The sequence below is a fragment of the Sinorhizobium sp. 8-89 genome, from assembly GCF_030124325.1.
GTDB lineage: Bacteria > Pseudomonadota > Alphaproteobacteria > Rhizobiales > Rhizobiaceae > Sinorhizobium.
In genome coordinates, this window is record NZ_JASKLR010000068.1 from 1 (window position 1) to 2,611 (window position 2,611).

Sequence of the window (2,611 nt, forward strand, 5' to 3'; positions counted from 1 at the left end):
TGCGCATTTCGCTGATTGTGAGCAGCCATTTCACGCGATGGTGAGCGCTCATTTCATCTGATCGTGAGCAGGTATTTCACGCGATCATGAGCGGCCGCTTCGACCGACCTGTTCATTGATTCAGGTGTTTGCGTTTGCGTCAAGGGTGTGGGCACGAGCATTGTGTTTTCGCATGCTTTCACCGGTGAGTTGCAGGCGGTGCGCATTGTGAACGAGGCGGTCCAGAATCGCATCGCCAAGCGTGGGGTCGCCGATGACGTCGTGCCAGTGTTGCACGGGGATTTGGCTGGTGACGATGGTCGATGCGCGGCCATGGCGATCGTCGAGGATCTCCAGGAGGTCGCGGCGCTCGGCGGCGGTGAGAACCGACAGGCCCCAGTCATCAAGGATGAGGAGCTGCACGCGCCCAAGCGTCTTGAGCAGGCGGCCGTAGCGTCCGTCGCCCCGCGCCAGGGCGAGCGCCTCGAAGAGCCGCGGGACGCGATGGTAAAGGACCGAACGATTGTCGCGGCAGGCTTTGTGGCCGAGCGCGCAGGCCAGCCAACTCTTGCCCAGGCCGGTTGCGCCGGTGATGAGCAAGTTCTCATGGCGGTCGATCCAGTCGCCGGCGACGAGCCGGGCGAAGACGGCGCGGTCGATGCCGCGCGGCGTGCGCAGATCGACATCTTCCACGCAGGCGCTCTGGCGCAGCGCGGCGAACTTCAGCCGCGTCGTCAGCCGTTTGGTGTCGCGCTCGCCGGCTTCGCGATCGACCAGCAGACCGATGCGCTCCTCGAACGACAAGGCCTCGAGGTCCGGTGATCGTCGCTGCTCCTCGAAGGCTTTGGCCATTCCGGTCAAGCCGAGTGCGATCAGCCGTTCATGGGTGGGGTGGGTGAGCATTAGGTTCTCCATGGTTCAGTGGAAATAGCCCTGACCGCGGATATTGCCGTGGCGCAGGGGTTGGTGGTCGGGCGTCTCGTCGAGGAACGCGCGATCAAGGCCGTTCTTGAGGATCGAACGGATCGAGGCGACGGAGCGTGCCTTGATGAGGATGCCGCGTAGGCAGGCTGCATCGACGCGCGCGTTGCCGTAGCTCTTGGTCAGCGCCAGGATGCCGAGACAGGTGCGAAAGCCCTGCTCGGGATGCGGCCGGTCAGCGATGACGGCCTGGAAGAAGGCGGCGGTGGAAGGACCAATCTTCTCGCCGGCCGCGATCAATCCTCCTGGCGTCCACTTGCCGTAGCGGCGATGCGCGCTCGGCATGTGATCGGCGACGGTCGTATGGCCGCGCCGGTTGGGTGCACGGGCGTGGCTGGCGATCCGCTGACCCTTGTGGAAGATCTCGACGGTCTTGTCGGCGATGCGCACATCGACGAGCTCGCGGATAAGGCGGTAGGGCGTGGAATACCAGTGCCCGTCGATCTCGACATGATAGTCGGGCGCGACGCGACAGCGCTTCCAGCGCGCAAAGACGTATGGCTGGTCCGGCAGTTCTCCCAGCTTCGGCTTGTCCAGCTCGGCGAAGAGTTCGGCGCGACTGGAGCCGAAGCCGCGCATCTGGCGGGCGTTGAGCTCGGCGACGACCACGCCGATGGCAGCGTTCAACTCCGCCAGGGCAAAGAAGCGCTGATTGCGCAGCCGCGCCAGCACCCAGCGCTGGGCAATTTGCACCGCAACTTCAACTTTTGCCTTATCCTTCGGGCGTCTCGGCCGCGCCGCGAGGACTGCGGTGCCGTAGTGGCTCGCCATCTCGGCATAGGTCCGGTTAAGACCGGGGTCGTAGCGATCGGGGTTGGTGACGGCGGCCTTGAGATTATCGCAGACCACGAACTTCGGCACGCCGCCCAGAAAGGTGAAGAGGTTCGTGTGCACGCCGATCCAGTCGCACAGGCTCTCGCTCGGGCAGGCCTCGGCGTAGGTGTAGTTCGAGGCGCCCATCGTTGCGACGAACAGCTTCATGGGGTGCGCTTCGCCGGTGACGGGATCGAAGATGTCGATGGTGTCGCCGGCAAAATCGACAAACACCTTCTCGCCGCCCAGGTGTGTCTGGCGCATCGTCGGGCGCGCGCGCCCTTTCCAGGCCTCGAAGGTCGTGCAAAACCAAGTATAGCCAAAGCCGTCGGGATTGGCGGCGCGATACTCCTCCCACAGGAGCACCCGCGTTACGCCGCGGCGGCGCAACTCCTTCTCCACATAGCCCCAATCGGGCACCGGCCGGCTGGGGCTTTGCGACGCCGCCTTCGGCGCGGGGAAGAGCAGCAGCTCAAGGCCTTCGTCATCAATCCCTTCAGGCAGCGGCCAGCTCAGCCCGGCAAGACGGGCGCGCCGCAGATAACCATGCACGACGCCATTGCTCACCCCGAGCGTGTGCGCGATGGCGCGCTCGGTTAGGCCCTGGACATGCCTTAGACGTAAAACTTCTCTGATCCGGCGCATCGACAATCTCTGGGTTGGCATCAGGCTTCCTCGGTTTGAACGAGGCATCCTGTAGACTGGCTGAGTTGTCGGCCGAAGCGTCCAGCACCTCCGAAAAGGTGCTCACGATCCTCTGAAATCGTTGCTCATGATCCCCTGAAATCCGTGCTCACGATGCAGTGAAATCCGTGCTCACGATCGCCTGAAATACGCA

At 63.8% G+C, this 2,611-nt stretch carries 2 protein-coding genes; both read right to left on the reverse strand.

Annotated elements, in window-relative coordinates; all coding sequences use genetic code 11:
• Window positions 1–120: 120 nt before the first annotated feature.
• On the reverse strand, window positions 121–882 hold the full coding sequence (gene istB / locus QN219_RS33625) for an IS21-like element helper ATPase IstB (RefSeq protein WP_284004735.1): 762 nt from the start codon (window positions 880–882) through the stop codon (window positions 121–123).
• 15 nt (window positions 883–897) lie between these two features.
• Window positions 898–2,439, reverse strand: coding sequence for an IS21 family transposase (gene istA / locus QN219_RS33630; protein WP_284004736.1), 1,542 nt, complete (start codon window positions 2,437–2,439; stop codon window positions 898–900).
• Window positions 2,440–2,611 lie beyond the last annotated feature (172 nt).